This is a genomic window from Streptococcus oralis (assembly GCF_019929365.1).
GTDB lineage: Bacteria > Bacillota > Bacilli > Lactobacillales > Streptococcaceae > Streptococcus > Streptococcus oralis_BT.
Genome location: NZ_JAHZPH010000001.1, coordinates 467,732 through 481,791, shown reverse-complemented (window position 1 = coordinate 481,791; position 14,060 = coordinate 467,732). Strand labels below are relative to the sequence as shown.

At 41.3% G+C, this 14,060-nt stretch carries 14 protein-coding genes; 12 read left to right on the top strand and 2 right to left on the bottom strand.

The window, feature by feature from the left end; genetic code table 11:
* Positions 1 to 76: 76 nt before the first annotated feature.
* The 10 genes from rpsA to K1I53_RS02380 all read left to right on the top strand — a co-directional run bounded on the left by rpsA (position 77) and on the right by K1I53_RS02380 (position 10,608).
* A complete protein-coding gene (rpsA, locus tag K1I53_RS02425; protein ID WP_001001617.1) occupies positions 77 to 1,279 on the top strand; it encodes a 30S ribosomal protein S1 in 1,203 nt (400 codons plus the stop codon).
* Positions 1,280 to 1,361: 82 nt separating this feature from the next.
* The gene (locus K1I53_RS02420) at positions 1,362 to 1,859 is read left to right on the top strand and encodes a GAF domain-containing protein (RefSeq protein ID WP_223328053.1); all 498 of its coding nucleotides are present in this window, start codon (positions 1,362 to 1,364) and stop codon (positions 1,857 to 1,859) included.
* Positions 1,859 to 3,517, top strand: coding sequence for a DNA polymerase III subunit gamma/tau (gene dnaX, locus K1I53_RS02415; RefSeq protein WP_223328051.1), 1,659 nt, complete (start codon positions 1,859 to 1,861; stop codon positions 3,515 to 3,517). The genes K1I53_RS02420 and dnaX overlap by 1 nt, the downstream gene beginning before the upstream one ends.
* Before the next feature lie 27 nt (positions 3,518 to 3,544).
* The gene (locus K1I53_RS02410) at positions 3,545 to 3,739 is read left to right on the top strand and encodes a DUF3272 family protein (RefSeq protein WP_223328049.1); all 195 of its coding nucleotides are present in this window, start codon (positions 3,545 to 3,547) and stop codon (positions 3,737 to 3,739) included.
* A gap of 152 nt (positions 3,740 to 3,891) precedes the next feature.
* The gene (sufC, locus tag K1I53_RS02405) at positions 3,892 to 4,662 is read left to right on the top strand and encodes a Fe-S cluster assembly ATPase SufC (RefSeq protein ID WP_000114489.1); all 771 of its coding nucleotides are present in this window, start codon (positions 3,892 to 3,894) and stop codon (positions 4,660 to 4,662) included.
* A gap of 26 nt (positions 4,663 to 4,688) precedes the next feature.
* Complete coding sequence (gene sufD / locus K1I53_RS02400) at positions 4,689 to 5,951, top strand: Fe-S cluster assembly protein SufD (RefSeq protein WP_223328047.1); 1,263 nt, start codon at positions 4,689 to 4,691, stop codon at positions 5,949 to 5,951.
* Between the two features lie 10 nt (positions 5,952 to 5,961).
* A complete protein-coding gene (locus K1I53_RS02395) occupies positions 5,962 to 7,188 on the top strand; it encodes a cysteine desulfurase (RefSeq protein ID WP_223328045.1) in 1,227 nt (408 codons plus the stop codon).
* A complete protein-coding gene (gene sufU, locus K1I53_RS02390) occupies positions 7,175 to 7,615 on the top strand; it encodes a Fe-S cluster assembly sulfur transfer protein SufU (protein ID WP_223328042.1) in 441 nt (146 codons plus the stop codon). Before K1I53_RS02395 ends, sufU begins: the two co-directional genes overlap by 14 nt.
* A gap of 57 nt (positions 7,616 to 7,672) precedes the next feature.
* Positions 7,673 to 9,085, top strand: coding sequence for a Fe-S cluster assembly protein SufB (sufB, locus tag K1I53_RS02385; protein ID WP_000797070.1), 1,413 nt, complete (start codon positions 7,673 to 7,675; stop codon positions 9,083 to 9,085).
* A gap of 125 nt (positions 9,086 to 9,210) precedes the next feature.
* On the top strand, positions 9,211 to 10,608 hold the full coding sequence (locus K1I53_RS02380; RefSeq protein ID WP_084948732.1) for an APC family permease: 1,398 nt from the start codon (positions 9,211 to 9,213) through the stop codon (positions 10,606 to 10,608).
* A 22-nt stretch (positions 10,609 to 10,630) separates the two neighbouring features.
* On the opposite strand, the gene K1I53_RS02375 is transcribed toward K1I53_RS02380, so the two are convergent.
* A complete protein-coding gene (locus K1I53_RS02375) occupies positions 10,631 to 11,479 on the bottom strand; it encodes a YitT family protein (RefSeq protein ID WP_223328040.1) in 849 nt (282 codons plus the stop codon).
* Between the two features lie 143 nt (positions 11,480 to 11,622).
* Here K1I53_RS02375 and K1I53_RS02370 point away from each other — a divergent pair, with 143 nt between their 5' ends.
* Both K1I53_RS02370 and K1I53_RS02365 read left to right on the top strand, forming a co-directional pair.
* On the top strand, positions 11,623 to 12,459 hold the full coding sequence (locus tag K1I53_RS02370) for a DegV family protein (RefSeq protein WP_223328038.1): 837 nt from the start codon (positions 11,623 to 11,625) through the stop codon (positions 12,457 to 12,459).
* Positions 12,460 to 12,566: 107 nt separating this feature from the next.
* On the top strand, positions 12,567 to 12,842 hold the full coding sequence (locus tag K1I53_RS02365) for an HU family DNA-binding protein (protein WP_001284636.1): 276 nt from the start codon (positions 12,567 to 12,569) through the stop codon (positions 12,840 to 12,842).
* A 130-nt stretch (positions 12,843 to 12,972) separates the two neighbouring features.
* Here the strand turns inward: K1I53_RS02365 and K1I53_RS02360 are convergent, their stop codons facing one another.
* Positions 12,973 to 13,959, bottom strand: a complete 987-nt coding sequence (locus K1I53_RS02360) for an L-lactate dehydrogenase (RefSeq protein WP_000204720.1) — start codon at positions 13,957 to 13,959, stop codon at positions 12,973 to 12,975.
* Between the last annotated feature and the right edge of the window lie 101 nt (positions 13,960 to 14,060).

Here is a 14,060-nt window from a genome sequence, read left to right as displayed (position 1 = left end):
TCTTGCGGGTGCTTAGGAAAAAAATTATAAGTATGTCAAGTTTTGGAAAAGACTTGATTGTTGGAGGATTTTTTAGATGAACGAATTTGAAGATTTGCTAAATAGCGTTAGCCAAGTTGAGCCTGGTGATGTTGTTAGTGCTGAAGTATTGACAGTTGATGCGACTCAAGCTAACGTTGCAATCTCTGGGACTGGTGTTGAAGGTGTCTTGACTCTTCGCGAATTGACAAACGATCGCGATGCAGATATCAATGACTTTGTGAAAGTAGGAGAAGTATTGGATGTTCTTGTACTTCGTCAAGTAGTTGGTAAAGATACTGATACAGTTACATACCTTGTATCTAAAAAACGCCTTGAAGCTCGCAAAGCATGGGACAAACTTGTAGGACGTGAAGAAGAAGTTGTTACTGTTAAAGGAACTCGTGCCGTTAAAGGTGGACTTTCAGTAGAATTTGAAGGTGTTCGTGGATTCATCCCAGCTTCAATGTTGGATACTCGTTTCGTACGTAACACTGAGCGTTTCGTAGGTCAAGAATTTGATGCTAAAATCAAAGAAGTTGATCCTAAAGAAAACCGCTTCATCCTTTCACGTCGTGAAGTTGTTGAAGCAGCTACTGCAGCAGCTCGTGCTGAAGTATTCGGTAAATTGGCTGTTGGTGATGTCGTAACTGGTAAAGTTGCTCGTATCACAAGCTTCGGTGCTTTCATCGACCTTGGTGGTGTTGACGGATTGGTTCACTTGACTGAATTGTCACATGAACGTAACGTATCACCTAAATCAGTTGTAACTGTTGGTGAAGAAATCGAAGTGAAGATCCTTGATCTTAACGAAGAAGAAGGACGCGTATCACTTTCACTTAAAGCAACAACACCTGGACCATGGGATGGTGTTGAGCAAAAATTGGCTAAAGGTGATGTAGTAGAAGGGACAGTTAAACGTTTGACTGACTTTGGTGCATTTGTTGAAGTGTTGCCAGGTATCGATGGACTTGTTCACGTATCACAAATTTCACACAAACGTATCGAAAATCCAAAAGAAGCTCTTACTGTTGGTCAAGAAGTTACTGTTAAAGTACTTGATGTTAACGCTGATGCAGAACGTGTATCACTTTCTATCAAAGCTCTTGAAGAACGTCCAGCTCAAGAAGAAGGACAAAAAGAAGAAAAACGTGCTGCTCGTCCACGTCGTCCAAAACGTCAAGAAAAACGTGATTTCGAACTTCCAGAAACACAAACAGGATTCTCAATGGCTGACTTGTTCGGTGATATCGAACTTTAATCAAATTGATAATCACAAAATCCTTTGTTTAAAACAAGGGATTTTTCTTTTGTCTCTTTCCCATTTTTGATATAATAGTTCTATGTTAGATTCAGAAAAACAATCACAATATCAATTGTTAAATGAGGAACTCTCTTATTTACTAGAGGGTGAGAGCAACGTTCTTGCCAATCTTTCGAATGCTAGTGCCCTCCTAAAATCTCGCTTTCCGAATACTGTATTTGCAGGTTTTTATCTGTTTGATGGTAGCGAGTTGGTTTTAGGGCCTTTTCAGGGTGGTGTTTCTTGCATTCGCATCCCACTTGGAAAAGGTGTGTGTGGAGAAGCTGCTGAGTTTCAAGAGACTGTTTTAGTAGGGGACGTGAGCACCTATCCAAACTACATTTCTTGCGATAGTAAGGCCAAGAGTGAAATCGTAGTTCCCATGCTCAAGAATGGTCGATTGCTAGGTGTCTTAGACTTGGACTCTTCTCTTATTGAGGATTATAATGCCGTTGACCGTGATTACTTGGAACAATTTGTCGCTATTTTGCTTGAGAAGACAGAATGGGACTTTACGATGTTTGAGGAGAAAGCCTAATGTATCAAGCACTTTATCGAAAATATAGAAGCCAGACTTTTTCACAATTGGTCGGACAAGAGGTTGTGGCTAAAACCCTAAAACAAGCAGTTGAGCAGGAAAAGATTAGTCATGCTTATCTTTTCTCAGGTCCTCGTGGAACTGGGAAAACCAGTGTAGCTAAGATTTTTGCCAAGGCCATGAACTGTCCCAATCAAGTGGACGGTGAACCATGCAATAACTGTTATATCTGTCAGGCAGTGACAGAAGGTAGCCTAGAAGATGTTATCGAAATGGATGCCGCTTCGAATAACGGAGTTGATGAAATCCGAGAAATTCGCGATAAATCTACCTATGCTCCTAGCTTGGCTCGTTATAAGGTCTACATTATCGACGAGGTTCATATGCTGTCTACAGGAGCCTTTAATGCGCTTTTGAAGACCCTAGAAGAACCAACTCAAAATGTTGTCTTTATCTTGGCGACCACCGAATTGCACAAGATTCCAGCAACTATTTTATCGCGTGTCCAACGTTTTGAGTTTAAATCGATCAGAACGCAAGATATTAAAGAGCATATCCAAACAATTTTGCAAAAAGAGAATATCAGTTCTGAACCAGAGGCTGTGGAAATTATCGCTAGACGGGCTGAAGGTGGGATGCGGGATGCCTTGTCTATTCTGGATCAAGCCTTGAGTTTGACGCAAGGGAATGAGCTCACGACTGCCATCTCTGAGGAGATTACAGGCACCATTAGTCTATCAGCACTTGATGACTATGTAGCTGCCTTGTCTCAACAGGATGTTTCAAAAGCGCTTGATTCTTTGAATCTTTTGTTTGAAAATGGCAAGAGCATGACTCGTTTTGTGACGGATCTCTTGCAGTATTTGCGTGATCTACTGGTTGTTCAGACAGGTGGCGAAAATACTCATCATAGTTCAGTTTTTATGGACAATCTAGCTCTGTCTCAGGAAAGTCTCTTTGAAATGATTCGTCTAGCGACAGTGAGTTTAGCAGATATGAAGGCCAGCTTGCAACCTAAGATTTACGCTGAGATGATGACCATTCGTTTAGCGGAGATTAAGCCTGAACCAATGCTTTCAGAAGCTGTCGAAAGTGAAATTTCTGCACTAAGACAGGAAATCGCTCGTCTTAAACAAGAACTTGCCAATGTTGGAACAGCTCCTAAACAAGTGGCGCCAATCCCTAGCCGTCCAGCCACTTCCAAGACTGTCTATCGAGTAGACCGTAATAAGGTTCAGGCTATCCTACAAGAAGCTGTTGAAAATCCTGAATTGGCGCGGCAAAACTTGATTCGCCTCCAGAATGCGTGGGGAGAAGTGATCGAAAGCTTAGCTGGTCCTGATAAGGCTCTGCTTGTTGGTTCTCAACCAGTTGCGGCCAACGAACACCATGCTATTTTAGCTTTTGAATCTAATTTCAATGCAGGCCAAACCATGAAACGGGATAACCTCAATACCATGTTTGGCAATATTCTTAGCCAAGCGGCTGGATTTTCACCTGAAATCCTGGCAATTTCCCTAGAGGAATGGAAAGAGGTTCGTGCAGCATTTTCATCTAAAAACAAGTCTTCTCAAGCAGATCAAGAGGTAGAAGAAGAAAGTCTAATTCCAGAAGGATTCGAATTTTTGGCTGATAAAGTCATGGTTGAAGAAGACTAAAAGTGGATTTCATGGTACAATAATCCTATGACTAGACAACAATTTATCGTGATAGCACTATTTACTGCTGCTGAGACTTATTTTTTCAATGAAGCTTGGATGACGGGTCGCTATTTCATGGCAGCCTTTTGGGCCATTCTTCTTCTTCGAAATTTTAGGTTAAGTTATGTAATGGGGAAAATAGTAGATGCCATTGATCAGCACCTAAACCGCAAGGATTAGTCACTAGCTTCTAAACAAAATCAAAGCCTTTTAGGCTTTTTTTTGTTATACTAGTAGAGTATATTTATGGACCTTTTCTTGTATTTTTTAGAGAAATGTAAGTGATTTCTTTAAGGATAAAGGAAGTAGGCCAGAAAAAGAAAGGAACTATCATGTCAGTATTAGAGATCAAAGATCTTCACGTTGAGATTGAAGGAAAAGAAATTTTGAAAGGGGTTAACCTGACCCTGAAAACAGGAGAAATCGCTGCTATCATGGGACCAAATGGTACTGGTAAATCGACTCTTTCTGCAGCTATTATGGGGAACCCTAACTATGAGGTTACCAAAGGTGAGGTCTTGTTTGATGGCGTAAATATCCTTGAGTTGGAAGTGGACGAGCGTGCGCGTATGGGACTTTTCCTTGCTATGCAATACCCATCTGAAATCCCTGGAATTACCAATGCAGAGTTTCTTCGTGCAGCCATGAATGCTGGCAAAGAAGATGATGAAAAGATTTCAGTTCGTGAGTTCATCACTAAACTAGACGAGAAAATGGAATTGCTCAACATGAAAGAAGAAATGGCAGAGCGTTACCTCAACGAAGGCTTCTCTGGTGGTGAGAAAAAACGTAATGAAATTCTTCAACTTTTGATGTTGGAACCAACTTTCGCTCTTTTGGACGAGATTGACTCTGGTCTTGATATTGACGCACTTAAAGTTGTATCGAAAGGTGTCAATGCCATGCGTGGTGAAGGCTTTGGTGCTATGATTATCACTCACTACCAACGTCTTTTGAACTACATCACACCAGATGTGGTACACGTGATGATGGAAGGTCGTGTTGTCCTTTCTGGTGGTCCAGAATTGGCTGCCCGTTTGGAACGTGAAGGATACGCAAAACTAGCTGAAGAACTTGGCTACGACTACAAGGAAGAATTGTAATTCCTCGTATCTTTTAGGAGAAGTAAATGACTAAAGAAACTATTAAACTTTTTTCAGAAATGCACGCTGAACCAAGCTGGTTGTCCGACCTCCGCCAAAAAGCTTTTGATAAGATTGAGAGTTTGGAATTACCAGTCATTGAGCGTGTGAAATTTCACCGTTGGAATCTGGGTGATGGAACCATTACAGAAAATGAGCCATCAGCAAATGTTCCAGATTTCACAGCTCTAGATAATCACTTGAAATTGGTTCAAGTAGGAACTCAAACAGTTTTTGAACAAATTCCAGTTGAGTTGGCTGAACAGGGTGTAGTCTTTACAGATTTTCACTCAGCTTTAGAAGAAATTCCAGAGCTTATTGAGGAATTCTTCATGTCATCTGTTAAGTATGACGATGACAAGTTGGCAGCTTATCACACAGCATATTTTAATAGTGGTGCTGTTCTCTATATTCCTGATAATGTTGAGATTGCAGAGCCTATCGAAGGAATTTTCTACCAAGACAGCGATAGCGATGTGCCCTTTAACAAGCATATCCTTATCATTGCTGGTAAAAACTCTAAGATAAGCTACCTTGAACGTTTAGAGTCACGTGGCGAAGGTAGTGCAAAAGCAACTGCCAATATCACAGTGGAAGTCATTGCACGTTCTGGCGCTCAAGTGAAATTTGCAGCGATTGACCGTCTAGGTGAAAATGTCACTGCCTACATTAGCCGTCGTGGTAAATTGGGCAACGATGCAAGCATTGACTGGGCAATCGGTGTCATGAACGAAGGAAACGTAGTTGCTGACTTTGATAGCGACCTGATTGGTAACGGTAGCCATGCTGATCTTAAAGTCGTAGCTCTTTCAAGTGGACGTCAGGTACAAGGGATTGATACTCGTGTGACTAACTATGGATGCAACTCAATCGGAAATATCCTCCAACATGGGGTTATTCTTGAGAAAGCAACTTTGACATTCAACGGTATCGGTCACATCATCAAGGGTGCCAAGGGAGCAGATGCCCAACAAGAGAGCCGTGTTCTCATGCTTTCAGACCAAGCACGTTCAGATGCCAACCCAATTCTTTTGATTGATGAAAATGACGTAACGGCTGGCCACGCGGCCTCTATCGGACAGGTGGATCCAGAAGATATGTACTATCTCATGAGCCGTGGCTTGGACAAGGCAACTGCGGAGCGTTTGGTTGTTCGTGGTTTCCTTGGTTCCGTTATTGTTGAGATTCCAGTCAAAGAAGTTCGTGATGAAATGATTGCAACGATCGAAGAAAAATTGTCAAAACGCTAAGGGGAAGCCTATGTTAGATGTAGAAGCGATTCGCAAGGATTTTCCAATTTTAGACCAGATTGTCAACGATGAACCTCTGGTCTATCTGGACAATGCTGCGACGACACAAAAACCACTAGCAGTTCTGGAAACAATCAACCGCTACTATGAGCAGGACAATGCCAATGTTCACCGTGGTGTTCATACCTTGGCAGAGCGTGCGACAGCATCCTATGAAGCTGCTCGTGAAACCATTCGTAAGTTTATCAATGCAGGCTCTACAAAGGAAGTTCTCTTTACCAGAGGAACGACAACTAGTCTTAACTGGGTAGCACGCTTTGCTGAGGAAATTCTGACTGAGGGAGATCAGGTCTTGATTTCTGTCATGGAACACCATTCCAATATCATTCCTTGGCAGGAGGCCTGTCGCAAGGCTGGAGCAGAACTTGTCTATGTCTATCTCAAGGACGGAGCTCTGGATATGGATGACTTGCGCGCTAAATTGACTGACAGAGTCAAATTTGTCTCCCTAGCTCACGCCTCAAATGTTCTTGGTGTGGTCAATCCGATCAAGGAAATCACTCAATTAGCCCACCAAGTTGGAGCTATCATGGTGGTGGATGGTGCTCAATCTACACCACATATGAAGATTGATGTCCAGGATTTGGATGTGGACTTCTTTGCCTTTTCAGGTCACAAGATGGCTGGTCCGACAGGTATCGGTGTGCTTTACGGTAAAGAGAAGCATCTTGAGCAAATGCCACCGATTGAGTTTGGTGGTGAGATGATTGATTTTGTCTACGAGCAATCTGCTAGCTGGAAGGAATTGCCTTGGAAATTTGAGGCGGGAACTCCAAATATGGCAGGTGCTATCGGACTTGCAGCAGCAGTGGATTATCTAGAAAACATCGGTATGGATTCAATTGAATCCCATGAACAGGAACTGATTGCATACGTATATCCGAAATTGCAGGTCATTGAAGGCTTGACTATTTATGGTTCTCAGGACTTAGCTCAACGTTCAGGTGTTATTGCCTTTAACCTAGACGATCTTCATCCTCATGACCTAGCGACGGCTCTGGATTATGAAGGAGTAGCTGTTCGTGCGGGGCATCACTGTGCCCAACCCTTGCTTCAGTATTTGGAAGTCCCAGCAACAGCTCGTGTAAGTTTTTATATCTACAATACCAAGGCAGATTGCGACAAGTTGGTCGATGCCCTACAAAAGACAAAGGAGTTTTTCAATGGCACTTTCTAAACTAGATAGCCTTTATATGGCAGTGGTAGCGGACCATTCGAAAAATCCACATCACCAAGGGAAGCTGGAAGATGCCGAGCAAATCAGCCTCAATAATCCAACCTGTGGCGATGTCATCAACCTATCTGTCAAGTTTGATGCAGAGAACCGTTTGGAAGATATTGCTTTTCTAAATTCAGGTTGTACCATCTCAACTGCCTCTGCTAGTATGATGACAGATGCTGTTTTAGGGAAGACCAAGCAAGAAATTCTAGAACTTGCAACCATCTTTTCTGAAATGGTTCAAGGTCAAAAGGATGAGCGTCAAGACCAACTAGGTGATGCAGCCTTCTTATCAGGTGTTGCCAAATTCCCGCAACGAATTAAGTGTGCAACCCTAGCTTGGAATGCCCTTAAGAAAACAATTGAAGATCAAGAAAACAAGTAAGACAAGTTTCTTTTGTCTTATGAATCAGTAGAAATGAAGAATGAAAGAAAGGATATTATGGCTGAAGAAAGAGTAGAACCAAAACCAATTGATCTTGGTGAATATAAATTTGGTTTCCATGACGATGTAGAGCCTGTCCTATCGACAGGAAAAGGACTCAACGAAGGTGTTATTCGTGAATTATCTGCTGCCAAGGGTGAGCCAGAGTGGATGTTGGAATTCCGTTTGAAATCTTATGAAACCTTCAAAAAAATGCCCATGCAAACTTGGGGAGCAGATTTGTCAGAGATTGATTTTGATGACTTGATCTACTATCAAAAACCTTCTGATAAACCGGCCCGTTCATGGGATGAAGTTCCTGAAAAAATCAAAGAAACCTTTGAACGTATCGGGATTCCAGAAGCTGAACGTGCTTATTTAGCGGGTGCCTCTGCCCAGTACGAGTCAGAAGTGGTATACCACAACATGAAGGAGGAGTTTGAGAAGTTAGGAATTATCTTTACAGATACGGATTCTGCCCTCAAGGAATACCCAGACTTGTTTAAACAATACTTCGCTAAGTTGGTACCGCCGACAGACAACAAGTTGGCAGCCCTCAACTCGGCAGTATGGTCGGGTGGAACCTTTATCTATGTGCCAAAAGGTGTCAAGGTAGATATTCCGCTTCAAACTTACTTCCGTATCAACAACGAAAATACAGGTCAGTTCGAACGTACCTTGATTATTGTTGATGAAGGAGCAAGCGTCCATTACGTAGAAGGATGTACAGCACCAACTTATTCTAGCAACAGCTTGCACGCTGCCATTGTAGAAATTTTCGCATTGGACGGAGCTTATATGCGTTATACAACCATCCAAAACTGGTCTGATAATGTCTATAACTTGGTAACAAAACGTGCCAAAGCTTTGAAAGATGCGACTGTTGAGTGGATTGATGGTAACTTGGGTGCTAAAACAACCATGAAATACCCATCTGTTTACCTGGATGGAGAAGGGGCGCGTGGTACTATGCTTTCGATCGCCTTTGCCAATGCAGGGCAACACCAAGATACGGGTGCCAAGATGATCCACAACGCTCCACATACAAGCTCGTCTATCGTTTCTAAATCCATCGCTAAAGGTGGAGGAAAGGTTGACTACCGTGGACAAGTAACCTTTAATAAAAACTCTAAGAAATCTGTCTCTCACATTGAGTGTGATACCATTATCATGGATGACTTGTCAGCGTCAGATACCATTCCATTTAATGAAATTCATAATTCGCAAGTTGCTTTGGAACACGAAGCCAAGGTCTCTAAGATTTCAGAAGAACAACTCTATTACCTCATGAGTCGTGGTTTGTCAGAATCTGAGGCAACCGAGATGATTGTCATGGGATTTGTCGAACCCTTCACTAAAGAGCTTCCAATGGAATACGCAGTTGAGCTGAACCGCTTGATTAGCTATGAAATGGAAGGGTCTGTTGGGTAAGAATATGCAAAATCTGAACAGGAATCCTTCCTGTTCAGATTTTTTTCAAAAAAGAACCTAATAAATATTCACAAAAGTGCTTTTATATGGTAAAATAAAACAATTACATTTAGTGGAGATGAAGTATGAATATTTTTAGAACCAAGGATGTTAGTCTGAGACAGACAGAGATGCATCGCCATTTGAAGTTGTGGGATTTGATTCTTCTAGGGATTGGTGCCATGGTGGGGACAGGGATTTTCACCATTACAGGAACAGCAGCGGCTACCCTAGCTGGTCCATCACTAGTGATTTCCATTGTGATTTCTGCCCTATGTGTTTCTTTATCAGCCCTCTTTTTTGCAGAATTTGCCTCTCGTGTTCCTGCTACAGGAGGTGCGTATAGTTATCTCTATGCGATTTTAGGAGAATTACCAGCATGGATTGCTGGCTGGTTGACCATCATGGAATTTATGACAGCTGTTTCAGGTGTGGCGTCTGGTTGGGCAGCTTATTTTAAGGGCTTACTCAGTAATTATGGTATTTCCATGCCCCAAGCCTTAAATGCTACTTTTAACCCCGAACAAGGCACCTATATCGACCTTTTACCTATTTTGGTGCTGACCTTGGTAACGGGATTGGTTTTATTAAATTCCAAGGCAGCCTTGCGCTTTAATTCGCTTCTAGTAATCTTGAAATTCTCAGCTCTCGCCTTATTTATCCTAGTTGGCATTTGGTATATCAAACCTGAAAATTGGTCGAATTTTGCTCCTTTTGGTTTTGGTCAGTTTTATGGAGGAAGCACTGGGATTATGGCAGGTGCATCTTTGATGTTCTTTGGATTTCTCGGATTTGAGTCTATTTCCATGGCAGTTGATGAAATCCAAAGCCCGCAAAAAAATATTCCTCGCGGAATTGTGCTTTCTCTGACAATCGTCACTATTCTCTATGCCTTGGTAACAATAGTATTGACTGGGATTGTTCACTATAGCAAACTCAATGTGGACGATGCAGTGGCCTTTTCATTGCGTAGTATCGGAATTGGCTGGGCAGCAAATTATGTTTCGCTTGTAGCCATTCTCACCCTAATAACTGTATGTATCTCCATGACTTATGCTTTGTCTCGAATGATATATAGCTTAGCACGTGATGGACTTTTACCTCAAAGTTTTAAACAATTAAGCAAGACCAGTCGCGTTCCTAAAAATGCGACCATCTTAACAGGAGTTGCTTCAGCCATTGCAGCAGGAGTCTTTCCGCTAGCCAGTATCGCTGCCTTTTTAAATATCTGTACGCTAGCTTATCTCATTTTGCTTGCCTACGGTATTATCAAGCTCAGAAAGGATAAGGGCATGCCAAAAGAAGGAGAGTTTAAAACTCCCTTGGTGCCACTTTTGCCAATTATTTCCATTCTTATCTGTGTTTCCTTTATGCTTCAGTATACCAAGGAAACATGGATTGCCTTTGGACTTGCTCTTGTAGTTGGTCTAGTCATTTACTTTACTTACGGGTTCCGTCATTCAACCCTCGCAGAAGAAGAATAAAAGCTGGGATTTCCCAGCTTTTTTAATCTTTTACATAAGTAAATCCTTCACCAAGAATTTCATGGGCCTCTGTGATGGTGATAAAGGCTTGAGGATCGATTTGGTGAATCATATCCTTCATTTTAACGATTTCGTTCCGACCGACGATACAGTAGATAATTTTTAAATCCTTTTTGCTGTAGTAACCTTGACCAGATATAAAGGTTACGCCGCGTCCGAGTTCATCGTTAATTTTTTCGGCTAACCGATCTGGAAATTGAGTTATAATCATAAATCCTTTACCAGCATAACCTCCTTCACCGATCAGGTCGATAACACGAGCGATGATAAAGTCAAATAAGAGGGTATAAGTCACTAGGCGCAAATCTTGGAAGATAATCAAAATCAACATTAGAATAATGAAATCAAGCGAGAAAAGCAATTTTCCAACTGAAATATTGGTGTATTTGTTGAGGATGCGAGCAACAATATCTGATCCACCTGTTGTACCACCAGCATTAAAGATAATTCCTAAACCAACTCCCAGTAAAACACCAGAAACTAAAGAGACAATAATGAGATCACCTTGCAAGTCAAATTGTAAAGGAATTCGTTCAAAGACAGCAAGCCAGATCGAGAGGGAAATGGTTCCCAAAAGGCTGGAGTAGAGAGTTTTCGGACCAAATATCTTCCAAGCGAGGATAAAGAGAGGGATGTTAATCAAGAGATTCATCACTGAGACAGGAATTTTAAAGAGATAGAAGGTAATCAGTGTGATACCAGTTGCTCCGCCTTCAAACAAATGATGAGGAACTACAAAATAGGTAAGACCAAAGGCATAAATAGCTGCCCCAAGTATGATAGTGACAATAGGCTGAACTTTTCGGATCATGATTCTCCCTCGCTTTTCTATAGATAGATTATACCAAAATTCCAAGCTTTTTCATTGGATTCATCATGATTTTTTAACAATTTTTTGATATAATAAAGGTGATAAATCCCTATCTTATTTAGAAGAATAGAAAGATTGAAGATATGACACAAGTAAAAATTGTAACGGATTCCTCTGTTACTATTGAACCAGAAGTGGTTAAAGAATTAAATATCACCGTTGTTCCTTTATCTGTGATGATTGATGGTATCCTTTATTCTGATGCAGATTTGAAAGAGGGGGAATTCCTTCATCTCATGCAGCAAAGTAAAAACCTACCCAAAACCAGTCAGCCTCCAGTGGGAGTATTTGCTGAAGTTTTTGAAGAACTAGGTAAAGACGGCAGTCAGATACTTGCTATTCACATGTCCCATGCACTATCTGGTACTGTTGAAGCTGCTCGCCAAGGAGCAAGCCTCTCTAGCGCTGATGTGACCGTTATTGATAGTTCTTTTACAGACCAGGCGATGAAGTTCCAAGTAGTTGAAGCAGCTAAACTTGCTCAAGAAGGAAAAGATTTAGAAACTATCTTGGCACATGTGGAAGATGTGAAAAATCATACCGAACTTTATATCGGTGTTTCGACTTTGGAAAATTTAGTCAAAGGTGGTCGTATTGGGCGTGTGACAGGCTTGATCAGTTCTCTGTTGAATATTCGTGTCGTCATGCAAATGAAGGAGCATGAACTCCAACCAATCGTCAAAGGACGTGGAGCGAAAACTTTCAAAAAGTGGCTTGAGGAATTAACCAATACTCTTTCCCAAAAATCAGTTGCAGAGATTGGAATTTCCTATGCCGGAACGAACGAATGGGCAAATGAGATGAAGAATGTTTTACAAACTTATGTTGAAAAACCGATCTCAGTACTGGAAACAGGCTCTATCATTCAGACACATACAGGCGAAAATGCATGGGCTATCTTAGTTCGATATCATTCCTAAAAAAATAGAGAAAAATCGTTAGAAATAGCGTTTTTGACTTGACCTGTGGGCAATTTTAGGATATGATTATATTTGTTAATTAGAAATTATTTGGAGGAATTATTAACATGGCAAACAAACAAGATTTGATCGCTAAAGTAGCAGAAGCTACAGAATTGACTAAGAAAGATTCAGCAGCAGCAGTTGACGCTGTATTTGCAGCAGTAACTGAATACCTTGCAGCTGGTGAAAAAGTTCAATTGATCGGTTTTGGTAACTTTGAAGTTCGTGAGCGTGCTGCACGTAAAGGTCGCAACCCACAAACTGGTAAAGAAATCAAAATCGCAGCTTCTAAAGTTCCAGCATTCAAAGCTGGTAAAGCTCTTAAAGACGCTGTTAAATAATGAATTTTCAAAAAGCCTATTGTATCAAGCTACTTAGCTTGGTCAGTAGGCTTTTTTGTTTTGGAAAATATGATTTTATCGTTCTGTGCAAAAAGAAAGAGGCTCCCATAAAATGAGAACCTTCTTTTCATTAGTTTTTAGAAGCTGCTTGGAATTCAGGATTCTTCCATGCTTCATCAATGATTGCTTGCAATTCTTTAGCAGATGCTTGCATTTTTTGAGTTTCCGCGTCGTTCAATGGAATGTTTACTGGACGAACGATACCGTGTGCACCAACAACAGCTGGTTGACCGATAAAGACGTTTTCAACTCCGTATTGACCTTCTTGGAAGACTGAAAGTGGAAGTACTGCATTTTCGTCATCAAGGATTGCTTTTGTGATACGAGCAAGTGCTACGGCGATACCATAGTATGTAGCTCCTTTTTTGTTGATGATTGTGTAAGCAGCATCACGAACACCTTCGAACAATTCAATCAATTCAGCTTCTTGAACGTTTTGAGTGTCTTTAAGGAATTCTTCAAGGTTTACACCAGCGATGTTGGCGTGTGACCAAACGGCAAATTCAGAATCTCCGTGTTCACCCATGATGTAGGCGTGAACTGAACGAGCATCAACGTCCAATTTTTCAGCAAGTGCTTGACGGAAACGAGCTGAGTCAAGTGAAGTACCTGAACCGATAACGCGTTCTTTAGGGAATCCAGAGAATTTCCAAGTTGAGTAAGTCAAAACGTCAACTGGGTTAGCAGCAACAAGGAAGATACCATCAAAACCTGATTCAACAACTTGTGTTACGATTGATTTGTTGATAGCCAAGTTTTTACCTACAAGGTCAAGACGAGTTTCACCTGGTTTTTGAGGAGCACCTGCAGTGATAACAACAAGGTCAGCGTCTGCACAGTCAGAGTATTGAGCAGCGTAGATTTTTTTAGGTGAAGTGAAGGCAAGGGCGTGACTAAGGTCAAGCGCATCACCAACAGCTTTTTCGTGTAATTGTGGAATTTCGATAATTCCAAGCTCTTGTGCAATTCCTTGGTTAACAAGTGCGAAAGCGTAAGATGAACCTACGGCACCGTCACCAACAAGGATCACTTTTTTGTGTTGTTTAGTTGAAGTCATTATCTAAACATCTCCTTCATTTTTTTTAGGGGAATCCCCAGACACTTTCATTCTATCACTTTTAAAAAGCTTTGTCACGAATATTCTATGCGGTTATTGAT

What these genes read in the sequence shown, in the direction of transcription:
- K1I53_RS02375 (WP_223328040.1), bottom strand. Translation starts at nt 11,479, where the DNA reads ATGATCCGAAAAGTTCAGCCTATTGTCACTATCATACTTGGGGCAGCT.
- K1I53_RS02365 (WP_001284636.1), top strand. Translation starts at nt 12,567, where the DNA reads ATGGCAAACAAACAAGATTTGATCGCTAAAGTAGCAGAAGCTACAGAA.
- sufC (WP_000114489.1), top strand. Translation starts at nt 3,892, where the DNA reads ATGTCAGTATTAGAGATCAAAGATCTTCACGTTGAGATTGAAGGAAAA.
- sufB (WP_000797070.1), top strand. Translation starts at nt 7,673, where the DNA reads ATGGCTGAAGAAAGAGTAGAACCAAAACCAATTGATCTTGGTGAATAT.
- K1I53_RS02370 (WP_223328038.1), top strand. Translation starts at nt 11,623, where the DNA reads ATGACACAAGTAAAAATTGTAACGGATTCCTCTGTTACTATTGAACCA.
- K1I53_RS02380 (WP_084948732.1), top strand. Translation starts at nt 9,211, where the DNA reads ATGAATATTTTTAGAACCAAGGATGTTAGTCTGAGACAGACAGAGATG.
- K1I53_RS02420 (WP_223328053.1), top strand. Translation starts at nt 1,362, where the DNA reads ATGTTAGATTCAGAAAAACAATCACAATATCAATTGTTAAATGAGGAA.
- K1I53_RS02395 (WP_223328045.1), top strand. Translation starts at nt 5,962, where the DNA reads ATGTTAGATGTAGAAGCGATTCGCAAGGATTTTCCAATTTTAGACCAG.
- rpsA (WP_001001617.1), top strand. Translation starts at nt 77, where the DNA reads ATGAACGAATTTGAAGATTTGCTAAATAGCGTTAGCCAAGTTGAGCCT.
- sufU (WP_223328042.1), top strand. Translation starts at nt 7,175, where the DNA reads ATGGCACTTTCTAAACTAGATAGCCTTTATATGGCAGTGGTAGCGGAC.
- K1I53_RS02410 (WP_223328049.1), top strand. Translation starts at nt 3,545, where the DNA reads ATGACTAGACAACAATTTATCGTGATAGCACTATTTACTGCTGCTGAG.
- dnaX (WP_223328051.1), top strand. Translation starts at nt 1,859, where the DNA reads ATGTATCAAGCACTTTATCGAAAATATAGAAGCCAGACTTTTTCACAA.
- sufD (WP_223328047.1), top strand. Translation starts at nt 4,689, where the DNA reads ATGACTAAAGAAACTATTAAACTTTTTTCAGAAATGCACGCTGAACCA.
- K1I53_RS02360 (WP_000204720.1), bottom strand. Translation starts at nt 13,959, where the DNA reads ATGACTTCAACTAAACAACACAAAAAAGTGATCCTTGTTGGTGACGGT.